This window comes from Escherichia sp. WS1368 (genome assembly GCF_046487485.1).
GTDB classification, from domain to species: Bacteria; Pseudomonadota; Gammaproteobacteria; order Enterobacterales; family Enterobacteriaceae; genus Escherichia; species Escherichia coli.
Map to the genome: position 1 here is coordinate 49,972 of NZ_JBJQJI010000008.1, position 14,258 is coordinate 64,229.

The 14,258-nt window shown below is 46.9% G+C and carries 10 protein-coding genes and 1 pseudogene; 4 read left to right on the forward strand and 7 right to left on the reverse strand.

What is annotated here, in order from left to right:
• Window positions 1-104 precede the first annotated feature (104 nt).
• The gene (locus ACJHYD_RS15415) at window positions 105-1,025 is read right to left on the reverse strand and encodes an alpha/beta hydrolase (RefSeq protein WP_000860030.1); all 921 of its coding nucleotides are present in this window, start codon (window positions 1,023-1,025) and stop codon (window positions 105-107) included.
• A 156-nt stretch (window positions 1,026-1,181) separates the two neighbouring features.
• Here ACJHYD_RS15415 and ACJHYD_RS15420 point away from each other — a divergent pair, with 156 nt between their 5' ends.
• Window positions 1,182-2,108: a LysR family transcriptional regulator gene (locus tag ACJHYD_RS15420; RefSeq protein WP_001328123.1), complete on the forward strand. Its 927-nt coding sequence runs from the start codon at window positions 1,182-1,184 to the stop codon at window positions 2,106-2,108.
• Window positions 2,109-2,307: 199 nt separating this feature from the next.
• Window positions 2,308-3,201: a LysR family transcriptional regulator gene (locus ACJHYD_RS15425; RefSeq protein ID WP_001550671.1), complete on the forward strand. Its 894-nt coding sequence runs from the start codon at window positions 2,308-2,310 to the stop codon at window positions 3,199-3,201.
• A 30-nt stretch (window positions 3,202-3,231) separates the two neighbouring features.
• Here the strand turns inward: ACJHYD_RS15425 and ACJHYD_RS15430 are convergent, their stop codons facing one another.
• Window positions 3,232-4,221, reverse strand: coding sequence for an aldo/keto reductase (locus ACJHYD_RS15430; protein WP_001172288.1), 990 nt, complete (start codon window positions 4,219-4,221; stop codon window positions 3,232-3,234).
• A 26-nt stretch (window positions 4,222-4,247) separates the two neighbouring features.
• Window positions 4,248-5,099 (reverse strand): aldo/keto reductase, encoded by an 852-nt coding sequence (locus ACJHYD_RS15435; RefSeq protein ID WP_001550672.1) that lies wholly within the window; start codon window positions 5,097-5,099, stop codon window positions 4,248-4,250.
• Between the two features lie 564 nt (window positions 5,100-5,663).
• Here ACJHYD_RS15435 and fdeC point away from each other — a divergent pair.
• Entirely contained in the window at window positions 5,664-9,914 is a 4,251-nt protein-coding gene (gene fdeC / locus ACJHYD_RS15440; RefSeq protein WP_001550673.1) for an inverse autotransporter adhesin FdeC, read from the forward strand.
• A 124-nt stretch (window positions 9,915-10,038) separates the two neighbouring features.
• Here fdeC and ACJHYD_RS15445 read toward each other — a convergent pair whose 3' ends face one another.
• Entirely contained in the window at window positions 10,039-10,896 is an 858-nt protein-coding gene (locus ACJHYD_RS15445; RefSeq protein ID WP_001309280.1) for a helix-turn-helix domain-containing protein, read from the reverse strand.
• Between the two features lie 247 nt (window positions 10,897-11,143).
• Between ACJHYD_RS15445 and ACJHYD_RS15450 the strand changes: the two genes are divergently transcribed.
• On the forward strand, window positions 11,144-12,013 hold the full coding sequence (locus tag ACJHYD_RS15450) for an aldo/keto reductase (RefSeq protein WP_001309281.1): 870 nt from the start codon (window positions 11,144-11,146) through the stop codon (window positions 12,011-12,013).
• Between the two features lie 159 nt (window positions 12,014-12,172).
• On the opposite strand, the pseudogene rclC reads toward ACJHYD_RS15450, so the two are convergent.
• From rclC to rclA, 3 genes and pseudogenes are all read right to left on the reverse strand, one after another.
• A pseudogene (rclC, locus tag ACJHYD_RS15455) lies at window positions 12,173-12,484 on the reverse strand (reactive chlorine species resistance protein RclC); the annotation flags it as partial.
• Window positions 12,485-12,520: 36 nt separating this feature from the next.
• Window positions 12,521-12,757 carry a reactive chlorine resistance periplasmic protein RclB gene (gene rclB / locus ACJHYD_RS15460; RefSeq protein WP_000474077.1) on the reverse strand — a complete coding sequence of 79 codons (237 nt, stop codon included), beginning with the start codon at window positions 12,755-12,757 and terminating at the stop codon, window positions 12,521-12,523.
• A gap of 108 nt (window positions 12,758-12,865) precedes the next feature.
• Window positions 12,866-14,191: a reactive chlorine resistance oxidoreductase RclA gene (rclA, locus tag ACJHYD_RS15465; RefSeq protein WP_001543522.1), complete on the reverse strand. Its 1,326-nt coding sequence runs from the start codon at window positions 14,189-14,191 to the stop codon at window positions 12,866-12,868.
• Window positions 14,192-14,258 lie beyond the last annotated feature (67 nt).

Consider the following 14,258-nt stretch of genomic DNA (forward strand, 5'->3'; position numbering starts at 1 on the left):
TGCTTTTTTTCCTTTAATAGAATTCTTTTTGAGTAATTTTATTATTGTTGTGTAGTCAATAAAGGATAAATGTCAGGGAGATAAGGAATCTCCCTGTAAGATTATTACAAATGTGTTTTATAAAAAGGAATTAATTTTTCGAGTGCCTGTTTCACAGGTTCTGGCTTATCATACAGGTCGTAATGTGAATAACCTTCAACCACGACCAGCTCTTTATGTTTTGAGGCAGCGCGGCCAATAATTTCGCAGCCGTCACGGTAGGCACCAAATGCGCCCACTCTATCGCCCACCACAACCATTATTGGTTGAGTTAACAGGACTTCTGCAAGATGAAATGCATCCCAACCCACGGCAACAGTCTGATGTGAGAATAGCGAACGATTTACCCCATTAGGTGCACAGCCTCGTGGCGAACGATAATATTCTGTGGCTTCAAAAAGGTCTATTTCTGTTAATCCCGCTTCAAGAGCTGCATCCGGAGAAGAGGGGAGTAAATCATCTACGCGAAGTTTTGCGCCGTTAGCTTCGTCTGTTCTTTGTTGCGCCATCGCTTCGAGTGCTCCGATAGGATTAAACGCTGTAAATCCCTCACGCATAAGACGCCCGTAGTTTGCACCCGTGACAGTACCAATAGCTTTAATTCGACGTTCTGTCATTGCGGCATTAATGGCATATCCACCTCCACCACAAATACCCAGTACACCAATACGCCCGGCATCAACGTAAGGTAAGGTGGTAAGGTAATCAACGACAATGCTGAAGTCTTTTACTCGCATTGTTGGATCTTCCAGATAACGCGGTTCTCCACCGCTGCTTCCCTGAAAACTGGCATCAAAAGCAATGACGATAAAACCAGCTTTTGCCAGGGCGGCACCATACACACTACCCGATGTCTGTTCTTTGCAGCTTCCAATTGGATGGGCGCTGATAATGGCAGGATACTTTTTTTCACTATTAAAATCGTCAGGGAAATAGATATCAGCAGCTATATCCCAGTAAGTATGTTTTATCGAAACAGTTTTCATTTCAAGCTCCGGGGATTTGCCTAAACAGATTTAAATATCATTTCTATTATCCGCAACTGGCATTCGTGTTCATATCGAGAACGGCGTAATAGTATGACTTGTATTGGTTATCATCAATGGTCTAATATCTATCACAGTGTTAAGTTAAGGTTTACAATGATGAAAATAGAGCCTTCAATTTTGCCTTCTCTTGCCTGGTTTGCGCTTATTGTTCGTGCCGGCAGTTTTTCCAGAGCCGCTTCTGAAATGGGTATTACGCGGGCCGCATTGTCCCAGAATTTAAAATCTCTTGAGGAACGTCTTAACACCAAGCTGATATACCGTACGACCCGCAATATGTCGCTTACTGAGGAAGGACAGCGTCTGTATGAAGTGCTGGTGTCGGCTTTGGGGCAAATTGATGATGCTTTGAAAGATGTTGGTGATACCCAACTTGAACCTACAGGCCTGTTGAGAATAAATTCCTCCCGTGTTGCAGCACGGATGCTTGTTGAGCCTCATATTGGCGAGTTTCTTACTCGTTACCCCAAAACAAAGATAGAACTCATTATGGATGACGGTTTATCTAACATTATTGCGGACGGCTGTGATGTGGGCATACGTCTTGAGCAAGGACTGGATGAGCATATGACTGCCGTTCCTGTTTCTCCGCTTATTAAACTGGTTACTGTGGCATCGCCAGATTATTTAAAAGAACACGGTATTCCTGAAACGCCTCAGGAACTGAGTAACCATAATTGCCTTCGGTTGCGGCATAAAAGTAGCGGTGCACTCTCTGCATGGGAGTTTTCTAATGTTGTGGGGGGTAATGAAGAGTTCGAAATAGAGGTTTCAGGTAAGTATATTTCTAATGATGACGAAAGCATGATACGAATGGCGCTGAATGGAACGGGTATCATTCAACATCTGGATTTTGCAATCGCTGAACATATCAATGCGGGCAAGTTACAGCCGATTCTTGAGGATTGGGCCGTTTCATTTCCTGGATTTTATATATATGTTTCATCACGGGTGAGAATGCCCTCTAAAGTTCGTGCTTTTATTGATTTTATGGTGGAGAAAAGAGTAAAAATAGAAAGTTAATGATGTGTGTCAGAATATCGGTAAGAAGAATGGCGCAATCGTGAGGATACGTTTATTCATAATAAATCTCCTGAAAGTTTAGAATTATTTTCGATACAGCCAGATTATCATTGTTACTAATAATGTGGTTAAAATAATAGCATCTATGCCCCCCTTCATGAGTGTCTGTGAAGAGGATGCTTCTACAAGGAAATCGCCAATGCTCAAAGAAAACTTCAACGAACTGCAAATCTTTCTTGTGGTGGCAAGAGAGCGAAGTTTTACCAAAGCAGCGGGCAAACTCGGCGTCTCTCAGTCTGCACTTAGCCATGCAATGAAGGCTCTGGAGGAAAGGCTCAATATCCGCCTCCTGACACGGACTACCCGCAGTGTGGCTCCCACAGAAGCGGGGGAGAGAATCATTGCCTGCCTTGAACCGCGTATTGACGAGCTTGAACAGGAACTGGAGTCACTTATTCAACAGAACGGCACGCCCTCTGGGAATATTCGGTTATCTGCCGGGGAACATGCCGCGCGAACTCTGGTCTGGCCGAAGCTAAAACCTTTTCTCAGAGAATATCCCGAAATCAATGTCGAACTGGTGGTGGATAACGGTTTTGTCGATATTGTTGAAGGCCGTTTTGATGCCGGGATACGACTGGGTGAAAATGTTGATAAAGATATGGTTGCAGTCAGGATTGGACCAGATATGCGGATGGCTGTGGTGGGAGCTCCGGCGTATTTTGCTGCAAACCCTGCGCCTCAAACGCCTCATGAGCTACAAAATCATCGCTGCATCAACATGCGTTTGCCAACTGCCGGTGGGCTTTACCACTGGGAGTTCGAGCGAGAAGGGAAACCGCTTCGCGTTAAGGTTGATGGGCAGCTGACGTGTAGTCCGTTGCCAGAAAGAATTGATGCCGCCTTATCAGGGTTTGGGATCGCTTGTGTCCCTGAAGACATGGTTCAGGAGTATATAAAGTCAGGCAAGCTTATTCAGGTGTTACAGGAGTGGTGTCCAACTTTTCCTGGGTATTATCTTTACTACCCCAGCCGCAAGCAGCATCCGCCAGCTTTTGCGCTGTTGATCGATGCGCTTCGCTACACCGAATAACGGGTCCTTTATCCTGGACCCGTTTGGGTATTAGCGGCCTACGCGTGCCTGATGTTCAGGCGAGTAACGTTCACCGACGATTTTAATTGTTTCCAGCGCCTCGGTTATCTGCTGCGTATCTTTCTGCGAAAGAACAATGTCAGCAGCGGCCAGGTTTTCTTCCAGCCGGTTTAGTTTAGTGGTGCCAGGGATGGGAACAATCCACGGCTTTTGTGCTAATAGCCATGCCAGTGCGATTTGTGCAGACGTTACCCCTTTCTCCGCAGCCAGTTCACCTAACAAGGTGACCAGTTTTTCATTGGCTTCAATGGCTTGTGTTGCGAAACGCGGTACGGTGCTGCGGTAATCATCTTTGCCGAAAGTGGTTCCCGGCTTAATCGCCCCTGTCAGGAAACCTTTACCTAGTGGGCTGAAGGGGACAAAACCAATTCCCAGTTCCTCCAGCAACGGCAGAATTTCCTGTTCAGGCTCACGCCACCACATGGAATATTCGCTTTGCAGGGCGGTGACAGGTTGTACCGCATGTGCACGACGAATGGTTTGTGCTCCTGCTTCAGACAGGCCGAAATGTTTGACCTTACCTTCTGCGATGAGGTCTTTCACCGTTCCTGCAACATCTTCAATAGGAACATCCGGATCAACACGGTGTTGATACAGCAGGTCAATAACATCTGTTTTCAGACGACGTAATGATCCTTCAACGGCTTCACGGATATGTTCCGGACGGCTGTTTAAAATCTGCTGCTTATTATCATCGCCGAAGGTAAAACCGAATTTAGTGGCAATTACCACGCGGTCACGAAACGGTTTTAAGGCTTCGCCGACCACTTCTTCATTCAGATACGGACCATACACTTCGGCGGTATCGAAGAAGGTGACACCACGTTCAACCGCAGCACGAATAAGTTCGATAGCCTGACGGGTATCGGTCGCCGGGCCGTAGCCGTGGCTTAAGCCCATGCAACCGAGCCCAAGGGCGGAGACTTCGAGTCCGGATTTACCCAGATAACGTTTTTGCATTGAATGAATACCTCTTTTATCGCGGCTTAAACATCAAGTTTGCGGCCAGTCAGCCATTCCACCATTGCGGGATCGCGGTGAGAGAAGAACGCGCTGGTTGCGGTATCCAGGGCGGTAATTTGCAGCATATCTTCAGGGCTGAGTTCAAAATCGAGAATGTTGATGTTCTCTTCCATGCGTTCTTTTCGCACTGATTTTGCCAGTGAAGCAATGCCTCGTTGGTAGATCCAGCGCAGAACAACCTGGCCCACGCTTTTGCCATACTTCTCGCCAATTGCCGTGAGAACAGGATGCTGGAACAGACCATTTTTCCCTTCCGCAAACGGTGCCCAGGCTTCTGGCTGAATGCCACGACTTTGCATCCAGGGAACGGCCTGTAGCTGCTGATTGAAAGGGTTAACTTCAACCTGGTTTACCGCCGGAACGACTTTATTAAAGGCGATAAGGTCAGCCAGTCGGTCAGGATGGAAGTTACTGACGCCAATAGCGCGAATTTTACCGGCCTGTTGCAGCTCTTCCATGGCACGCCAGGCTCCGTGGACATCGCCGTATGGCTGGTGAATCAAATACAGGTCAACGTAATCAAGTTGCAGTCGATTCAGAGAGCGTTCGAACTGGGCTTTGGCCCCTTCGTAACTGGTATCCTGCAACCAGAGTTTCGTGGTGACAAAGAGTTCGTTACGGGCGATACCGCTTTGTTTCAGTGCGTTCCCGACCTGGGTTTCATTTTGATAGGAGGCGGCGGTGTCAATCAGTCGATAACCGGTGTTAATAGCGTCAATGACCGCTCTTTCGCATTCAGCGGCATCGGTCATCTGAAATACACCAAAGCCCAGCAGGGGCATTTCAATACCGTTGTTCAGTTTTACTTTTTGCATGGTGTTATCCTTCCGTTATCGTTCATGAGAAGCATAACGTAAAGAGAAGAGCTCGATTAGACGGCAGGATTTGTCAGGGGTTATGAACGAAATTCATAAATCTGTTTGAGTGTTGCGATGAGTAGTGCAAGTTCGATATCCCCGCAATTTACAGTCCGATAAAGGAAAATGAATATCCATAAAAAATATATCGGTTTATCCTGGCGTATATACCTACTTCGACGTATTTCCAATAGTTGTTAATTAAAGGCAGGCCATTATTATTCACTCTGAATAATGAATTATTCACTGTCCGCAGAGTAAAAATATAACTTAGGTATCTATTTAATAACTTGCACAAAAAGCTAAATTTTTACCCATAAATAAAAATATAATCCCGCGCCCAACCACCTGATGAGTGGCTACAGACACTGGATATATTAGGTGGCGGTGTACTTTCTTACATAAAGGTATTTCCTTTTCTGCGGAAAAGGAAATCGGGGATTTCCCGGTTTTTCTGACAAGCAGACGCCACTATTTGTGTCTGCCTATGTTCGTTAATTCGTTCATCAGGAAATTATCTCAATGTCACGTTATAAAACAGGTCATAAACAACCACGATTTCGTTATTCAGTTCTGGCCCGCTGCGTGGCGTGGGCAAATATCTCTGTTCAGGTTCTTTTTCCACTCGCTGTCACCTTTACCCCAGTAATGGCGGCACGTGCGCAGCATGCGGTTCAGCCACGGTTGAGCATGGGAAATACTACGGTAACTGGTGATAATAACGTGGAGAAAAATGTCGCGTCGTTTGCCGCAAATGCCGGGACATTTTTAAGCAGTCAGCCAGATAGCGATGCGACACGTAATTTTATTACCGGAATAGCCACCGCTAAAGCTAACCAGGAAATACAGGAGTGGCTCGGAAAATATGGTACAGCGCGCGTCAAACTGAATGTCGATAAAGATTTCTCGCTGAAGGATTCTTCGCTGGAAATGCTTTATCCTATTTATGATACGCCGACAAATATGTTGTTCACTCAGGGGGCAATACATCGTACCGACGATCGTACTCAGTCAAATATTGGTTTTGGCTGGCGTCATTTTTCAGGAAATGACTGGATGGCGGGGGTGAATACTTTTATCGATCATGATTTATCCCGTAGTCATACCCGCATTGGTGTTGGTGCGGAATACTGGCGTGATTATTTGAAACTGAGCGCCAATGGTTATATCCGGGCTTCTGGCTGGAAAAAATCACCGGATGTTGAGGATTATCAGGAACGCCCGGCGAATGGCTGGGATATTCGTGCTGAGGGCTATTTACCTGCCTGGCCGCAGCTTGGCGCAAGCCTGATGTATGAACAGTATTATGGCGATGAAGTCGGGCTGTTTGGTAAAGATAAACGCCAGAAAGATCCACATGCGATTACCGCTGAAGTGAATTACACGCCAGTGCCTCTTCTGACCCTGAGTGCCGGGCATAAGCAGGGCAAGAGTGGTGAGAATGACACTCGCTTTGGCCTGGAAGTTAATTATCGGATTGGCGAACCTCTGGAAAAACAACTCGATACAGACAGCATTCGCGAGCGTCGAATGCTGGCAGGCAGCCGCTATGACCTGGTTGAGCGTAATAACAACATCGTTCTTGAGTACCGCAAATCTGAAGTGATTCGTATTGCTCTGCCTGAGCGTATTGAAGGCAAGGGCGGTCAGACACTTTCCCTGGGGCTTGTGGTCAGCAAAGCAACTCACGGACTGAAAAATGTGCAATGGGAAGCGCCGTCATTACTGGCTGAAGGTGGCAAAATTACCGGTCAGGGTAGTCAGTGGCAAGTAACGCTCCCGGCTTACCGTCCAGGCAAAGACAATTATTATGCGATTTCAGCAGTTGCCTACGATAACAAAGGTAATGCCTCGAAACGTGTGCAGACAGAAGTGGTTATTACCGGAGCTGGTATGAGCGCCGATCGCACGGCGTTAACGCTTGACGGTCAGAGCCGTATTCAAATGCTTGCTAACGGTAATGAGCAAAAGCCGCTGGTGCTGTCTCTGCGCGACGCCGAGGGCCAGCCAGTCACGGGCATGAAGGAGCAGATCAAGACTGAACTAACCTTCAAACCGGCTGGAAATATTGTGACTCGTTCCCTGAAGGCCACTAAATCACAGGCAAAGCCAACACTGGGTGAGTTCACCGAAACTGAAGCAGGGGTGTATCAGTCTGTCTTTACGACCGGAACGCAGTCAGGTGAGGCAACGATTACTGTTAGCGTTGATGGCATGAGCAAAACCGTCACTGCAGAACTGCGGGCCACGATGATGGATGTGGCAAACTCCACCCTGAGCGCTAACGAGCCGTCAGGTGACGTGGTTGCTGATGGTCAGCAAGCCTACACGCTGACGCTGACTGCGGTGGACTCCGAGGGTAATCCGGTGACGGGAGAAGCCAGCCGCCTGCGACTTGTTCCGCAAGACACTAATGGTGTTACCGTTGGTGCCATTTCGGAAATAAAACCAGGGGTTTACAGCGCCACGGTTTCTTCGACCCGTGCCGGAAACGTTGTTTTGCGCGCCTTCAGCGAGCAGTATCAGCTGGGCACATTACAACAAACGCTGAAGTTTGTTGCCGGGCCGCTTGATGCAGCACATTCGTCCATCACCCTGAATCCTGATAAACCGGTGGTCGGCGGTACGCTTACGGCAATCTGGTCGACAAAAGATGCCAATGACAACCCTGTGACCAGCCTCACGCCGGAAGCGCCGTCATTAGCGGGTGCCGCTGCTGTTGGTTCTACGGCATCTGGCTGGACAAATAATGGTGATGGGACGTGGACTGCGCAGATTACTCTCGGCTCTACGGCGGGTGAATTAGAAGTTATGCCGAAGCTAAATGGACAGGATGCGGCAGCAAATGCGGCAAAAGTAACCGTGGTGGCTGATGCGTTATCTTCAAACCAGTCGAAAGTCTCTGTCGCGGAAGATCACGTAAAAGCCGGCGAAAGCACAACCGTGACGTTGGTGGCGAAAGATGCACATGGCAACGCTATCAGTGGTCTTTCGTTGTCGGCAAGTTTGACGGGGACCGCCTCTGAAGGGGCGACCGTTTCCAGTTGGACCGAAAAAGGTGACGGTTCCTATGTTGCTACGTTAACTACAGGCGGAAAGACGGGCGAGCTTCGTGTCATGCCGCTCTTCAACGGCCAGCCAGCAGCCACCGAAGCCGCGCAGCTGACTGTTATTGCCGGAGAGATGTCATCAGCGAATTCTACGCTTGTTGCGGACAATAAAACTCCAACGGTTAAAACGACGACGGAACTCACCTTCACCGTGAAGGATGCGTACGGGAATCCGGTCACCGGGCTGAAGCCAGATGCACCAGTGTTTAGCGGTGCCGCCAGCACGGGGAGTGAGCGTCCTTCAGCAGGAAACTGGACAGAGAAAGGTAATGGGGTCTACGTGGCGACCTTAACGCTGGGATCTGCCGCGGGTCAGTTGTCTGTGATGCCGCGAGTGAACGGCCAAAATGCCGTTGCTCAGCCACTGGTGCTGAATGTTGCAGGCGACGCTTCCCGGGCAGTGATCAGTGATATGGCGGTGAAGGTGAATAACCAACTGGCAAATGGACAGTCTGCTAACCAGGTAACCCTGACCGTCGTGGACAGCTATGGTAACCCGTTGCAGGGGCAAGAAGTTACGCTGACTTTACCGCAGGGTGTGACTAGCAAGACGGGGAATACAGTAACAACCAATGCGGCAGGTAAAGCGGATATTGAGTTGATATCAACCGTTGCAGGGGAACTTGAAATCGCGGCCGCGGTGAAAAACTCTCAGAAGACGGTCACGGTGAAATTCAACGCGGATGCCAGCACCGGTCAGGCAAACCTGCAGGTAGACACCGCCGTTCAAAAAGTGGCAAACGGCAAAGATGCCTTTACGCTGACGGCGACCGTTGAGGATAAAAACGGTAACCCTGTTCCAGGCACTCTGGTGACCTTTAATCTGCCCCGGGGTGTCAAGCCGCTTACTGGCGATAATGTCTGGGTGAAAGCCAACGATGAGGGGAAAGCAGAGTTGCAGGTGGTTTCCGTGACTGCCGGAACCTATGAGATCACGGCATCGGCAGGAAATGACCAGCCTTCGGATGCGCAGACTATAACGTTTGTGGCCGATAAGGCGACCGCAACCGTCTCCGGTATTGAGGTGATTGGCAACTATGCACTGGCGGATGGCAAAGCCAAACAGACGTATAAAGTTACGGTGACTGATGCCAATAACAACCTGTTGAAAGATAGCGAGGTGACGCTGACTGCTAGCCCGGCAAATTTAGCTCTGGATCCCGATGGGACGGCGACAACGAATGAGCAAGGACAGGCTATTTTCACCGCCACGACCAGTGTCGCAGCGACATATACACTCACGGCGAAAGTGGAACAGGCCGACGGTCAGGAATCGACGAAAACTGCCGAATCTAAATTCGTCGCGGATGATAAAAACGCGGAGCTCGCTGCATCTCCAGAGCGTGTAGATTCTCTGGTGGCGGACGGGAAGACTACTGCAACACTGACGGTTACTCTGATGTCGGGTGTCAACCCCGTAGGAGGAACCATGTGGGTCGACATTGAGGCTCCGGAAGGGGTGACAGAGGCGGATTATCAGTTCCTGCCGTCGAAAAATGACCATTTCGCGAGCGGGAAAATCACGCGTACATTTAGTACCAACAAGCCAGGTACATACACATTCACATTCAACTCTTTGACATATGGAGGGTATGAAATGAAACCAGTGACTGTGACAATTAACGCCGTTCCTGCAGATACTGAAGGTGCTGAGGAGAAATAAAAACGACGATGTAATAAATAATAATGGCGTTGACATGCGCAGTGCCATTATTTACTGAATACCTACCCTGGTACCGATTAGACGGTGGCAGGGTAGGGTAAATCTTATGTGATGGATTTACAGGCTAAACCGGGCGAACGGGGATAAAAATTTCGCAAACAATGTTATTGCTATCAATTTCGACGAAGTTTTCATTGTAATAAAATCGCTCAATATCACTGCCGTTCACTCTGGCTAACCCCCTGGCAGGTAATTCCATCAGATAGAGGTTTCGCGCCCATTCAGGGTAGTGCTCCCACTCACCTTCATAGCGGAAAGAGGCATACAGTCCTCGGTTAATTGTCCACTCTTTCGACATCTCTGAATCGGTTTGTTTGCATACCGTACCGGCAAAAGTTTCAACTGTGAGCAAATCGACCGATTTTGTTGACGGTTCGAATGTGGAGACGAAATAGATATCCGTCTTAAAATTCTTCATACATCTGGCTAAATGATGACGTCGCAGTTTGACTTCTTCATCCGGTGATTTATTCGATACTTCAATATCATATTTAAATGAATTGCCAAAAATAGGTGTCTCAGGAAAGTTGACTAATCTACACTCCGTCTTTTGCTGTTGACGTATTAAAAAAGAAGGGAAGATATTTGCGAGATCCCAATAATCACGGTGGCGGTATTCACGGGGAGAGCAGCCGAATAACTTTTTAAATTCGCGGCTGAATGACTGCTGTGAGTCAAAATGTAAAGAGAGTGCAATATCAAGCATAGATTTCGCGGTGAGTCGGACAAGAATGGCGGCACGACAAAGCCTTCGTTTGCGAATGTATTCTCCCAAAGGCACATGCATGAAATTTCGGAACAGAAGCTGGATGTTGCGTCTGCTGTAGCCAGATTTCTGTGCGATATCTTCGATTGAAATAGGGTGCTCAAGATTGCACTCAATCCACTCCAGGAGCTGCTGTAGAATCTTCTGCCTGATCATCACATTCTCCGTTAATTCTTTGTAATATCGCACATTTTCGTTATGTCCTGGGCCTTAAGTGTATCAAAAACAGCAAGTCCCAAGGCAAAAGCACTGATAGCGTCTGCTTCATTGCCCCAAAAATAGAGAGGTTTCAGTCCTACATTATTAATGAATTTTTTGCATAAGTGATATCAAAATCCACATACTAATTTGAGGTTACGTTTTAACGTAGACTCATTGTTCATACCTAATGGAGGGACTGACAGTGGAATTTTCCGTATTAAGTAACAATCTGAAAATGCCGATGATGGGATTTGGTGTTTTTCAGGTTACCGATAAAGACGTGTGCAAACAGTCAGTGTTGAATGCTATCCGCACGGGTTATCGACTCATCGACACTGCAGCGGTATACGGTAATGAAGATGCCGTCGGTGAAGCCGTTCGTGAAGCTATATCTGAAGGTTTATGTACCCGAGATGAGTTATTTATAACGTCTAAATTGTGGGTGCAGGATATGTTGAATCAGGATACGGCAAAAGCAGGTATTGAAGCATCATTAAAAAAATCGGGACTAGAATACTTCGACCTCTATTTATTGCACCAGGCTATGCGCGATTATTTCAGTGCGTGGCGTGCACTCGAAGATGCCTATGAAGAGGGCAAATTAAAAGCAATTGGGGTTTCCAATTTCTATCCTCATGTTCTGGCGAACTTTTGTGAAACGGTAAGAGTTAAACCGATGGTCAACCAGGTCGAGTTGCATCCCTATTTTGCCCAACCAGAGGCGCTGGCAACCATGAAGTATTATAACGTGCAGCCTGAAGCATGGGCTCCGTTAGGTGGTGGACGACATAAACCCTTTGAAAATAATCTGCTTCAGAGTATTGCAGATGCCCATCAAAAATCGATTTCTCAAGTCATTCTGCGTTGGAATATTCAACGGGGAGTGGTCGTTATTCCGAAATCGACACATCAACAGCGTATCGAAGAAAATTTTGCTATCTGGGATTTCTCACTGACAGAGAAAGAAATGGCACAAATTAGTTCGCTTGATTTGGGTTATGTTGGGGAGTCGGTAAAACATTTTAATCCTGAATTTGTTCGTGGTTGTCTTGCTGTAAAAATACATGATTGATATTAATCATGTATTTTACCTGAGACGACAAGAATCTTTTAACAGGGGAGTGATATTGATCTTCACTCTGTCATATCTCCGGTAATATGGCGTCAGGCTTCATCATCAGAAAGGGGGCCTGACGCCTGAAAAAGTGAACAACAGACAGTGTTCGGATTATCAATATTCAGTTTTTAACGTTGAACTGGATTCATTACTGCGTTGTTTAAGAATTTCCCGCGCCGAATCTGCCATTATCATGACAGCACCTGCCAGCATCAGAGTATCTTTCAATACCAGGCGACCAGCACCGGATAAATAAGGGAAACCATGATGAGCGTCACCCAATGCGGGTACCCATGCCTCCGGGGTGGTGATTAAAAATGAGAGTGTTACCAACGGTGTGGTAAATGCCATCAGCCCTCCCAATAAACCTAACCAGCGATTGACAGGATTAGCCAAAACCAGCAGAGCAATAATCACCTCCCCGACTTAACAGATGCAGGTATTTTTCCATTGTGAACATCCTTATTTATACAATACTGCTGTTGCGGTTGAATTATTATCAATTCGCATCGATGTGACTTTCCAGGATGAAGCATTATATTTTCTGGCTATATCAGCAATGGCATCCTCCAGAACTGTCGGTGATGCTGATACTGACGAGACGCTGATATGTTTCAGAATTATTTTATCATCTGCATTGGTGGAAAATGCCATAACGCCAGATAATAGTGTTGCAAATAAAACGGATTTTTTAAACATATAAAATACCATCAATGAAGTGATTAAGAGTTTATAGAGTTACAGAGAATTAATAAGATTCTTTTCTCTGAGACGCCAGAATATTTGTTCTGGCGTCTGATTTTGAGTTTATTTGACTAATGAAAATAGATCATTGAGTGATTCGCTCATCGACGGATGAGTAAATATCTGATCGCGTAATATGCTATAAGGCAGCCCGGCATCCATCACCATTTTCACTATATTAATCATCTCGTGGGAGTCAACACACAGCAGTGATGCCCCTAATATACGTTGGGTTTTATTATCAACAATCGCTTTTAATACCCCACGAGTATCATTCATCACTCTGGCACGCGGAATTGCAGCTACAGGCAATGTCACCACCTGAATATCAGCACCACTCTCTCTGGCTTGTTCTTCTGTCATACCAACCCTGGACAGGGGCGGTGTCATAAATACGGAATAAGGCACATTTTTCCGATCATCAGTACTACGTTTGCCTTCACCCAGTAACTCATCACGTACAATGCGGTAATCATCCAGTGAAATATAAGTAAATTGCAGCCCGCCGGTAACATCTCCCATCGCCCAAATATTGTCTGCGGTGGTATGTAATCGCTTGTCAACGACAATTGCCCCGCGCTCGTTTACTGCGATACTGGCATTTTCTGGATGTAACGAAGCGGTAGCCGGTTGACGACCGGAAGCTATTAACAGTGCATCCACCGCCAGTTGGGCGTGCTCGCTATGCACTTGCACTTGATTTTCATGGTGACTGATTCGCTCCACATGGGCATTGAGGATTATATCGACGCCCTGATCGCGTAAAATCGTCGCGATATTATCAGCAATATCCCGATCTTCCCGAGGCAAAAACAGCGAAGCTGCTTCTAAAATGGTTACCTTGCTGCCAAAATTAGCGAACATAGAGGCGAACTCAACGCCAATATATCCGCCGCCCAAAATACCTAAATGCCCAGGCAATTCTTTTAGATTAAGTAATCCGGTGCTGTCATATACTCCTGGCGTGGTGGTAATTCCAGGAATTGGCGGAACCACGGTTTGTGCACCGGTATTAATAAAAATTTTCTCGCCATGAATTTCCAGATTTCCCTCAGGCCGATGAACACGCAGGCTATGATTATTGATAAACTCCGCCTGGCCGTCGATCACGTCGATATTGGGCATATCCGCAAGATTATGAAAATTCTTATTACGTAAAAAATTAACCACTTCATTTTTACGCTGTATGGCACGGACAAAATCTGTGTGCTGCTGTGCGTCATGAACCAATGTTTTGGTTGGGATACAGCCGATATTAATACAGGTCCCGCCATACATTGCATTTGATTGTTCGATGAGAGCCACACGCCAACCTGCTTTTGCCAGCGTGACGGCTAATGTTTTTCCAGCCTTGCCAAAACCAATAATAACTGCCTGATATTTATTCATGATGATTTCCTGTCGAAACGCGTTCATTTGACATCATGACTATAGACGCAAAAGAGCAAATAACATT

Excerpts from the sequence above, each read along its gene's own strand:
- ACJHYD_RS15435 (WP_001550672.1), bottom strand. The coding sequence starts at position 5,099 with ATGCAAAAAGTAAAACTGAACAACGGTATTGAAATGCCCCTGCTGGGC.
- ACJHYD_RS15415 (WP_000860030.1), bottom strand. The coding sequence starts at position 1,025 with ATGAAAACTGTTTCGATAAAACATACTTACTGGGATATAGCTGCTGAT.
- ACJHYD_RS15445 (WP_001309280.1), bottom strand. The coding sequence starts at position 10,896 with ATGATCAGGCAGAAGATTCTACAGCAGCTCCTGGAGTGGATTGAGTGC.
- rclA (WP_001543522.1), bottom strand. The coding sequence starts at position 14,191 with ATGAATAAATATCAGGCAGTTATTATTGGTTTTGGCAAGGCTGGAAAA.
- fdeC (WP_001550673.1), top strand. The coding sequence starts at position 5,664 with ATGTCACGTTATAAAACAGGTCATAAACAACCACGATTTCGTTATTCA.
- ACJHYD_RS15430 (WP_001172288.1), bottom strand. The coding sequence starts at position 4,221 with ATGCAAAAACGTTATCTGGGTAAATCCGGACTCGAAGTCTCCGCCCTT.
- ACJHYD_RS15425 (WP_001550671.1), top strand. The coding sequence starts at position 2,308 with ATGCTCAAAGAAAACTTCAACGAACTGCAAATCTTTCTTGTGGTGGCA.
- rclB (WP_000474077.1), bottom strand. The coding sequence starts at position 12,757 with ATGTTTAAAAAATCCGTTTTATTTGCAACACTATTATCTGGCGTTATG.
- ACJHYD_RS15420 (WP_001328123.1), top strand. The coding sequence starts at position 1,182 with ATGATGAAAATAGAGCCTTCAATTTTGCCTTCTCTTGCCTGGTTTGCG.